The organism is Nonomuraea diastatica (genome assembly GCF_004349015.1).
GTDB classification, from domain to species: domain Bacteria; phylum Actinomycetota; class Actinomycetes; order Streptosporangiales; family Streptosporangiaceae; genus Nonomuraea; species Nonomuraea diastatica.
Genome location: NZ_SMKP01000473.1, coordinates 1 through 446, shown reverse-complemented (window position 1 = coordinate 446; position 446 = coordinate 1). Strand labels below are relative to the sequence as shown.

General features: G+C 66.8%; 1 protein-coding gene. It reads left to right on the top strand.

Going from position 1 to position 446, the window contains the following annotated elements; all coding sequences use genetic code 11:
- On the top strand, window positions 1–188 hold a 188-nt coding region (locus tag E1294_RS52220), incomplete at its 5' end, for a TetR family transcriptional regulator C-terminal domain-containing protein (RefSeq protein ID WP_220448467.1).
- Window positions 189–446 lie beyond the last annotated feature (258 nt).

Sequence of the window (446 nt, the reverse complement as noted above, 5' to 3'; positions counted from 1 at the left end):
CCGCGGGCGTCAGGATCAGCGACGACGAGTACACCCTGCTGTACGGGCCCGTCCTCGCCCGACTCTTCCTCGACCGCGGCCCGGTCACCGACGCCTTCATCGACGCCGTCGTAAGCCAATGGCTCACCACCCTGCAGCGTGCGGGCGCACCGCAGCCGAATGATGGCGGCGGCCCGACGGGCATCTGACCGCAGCCCGTCGGCCATGAGGCCAGCCACAGATCGGTCCCTCCCTGCCCTTCCTCGTCACTTCGTGGGAAGACCCGTTCAGCGCAACGAGGATGCGGCCCCAGGCCGGCATGACGGTCAGAACTGTTACGCCCGCGTTCCGCAGCTAATTCATGATCCAGGGCATGTTCGGGCCTGAACCCGCAGGTCAGCGCGGTCTGGCCTGGTGGAAGCGGCGGAAAGCCCTAGTGACACGACTTTGCCGATAACCCCATCACG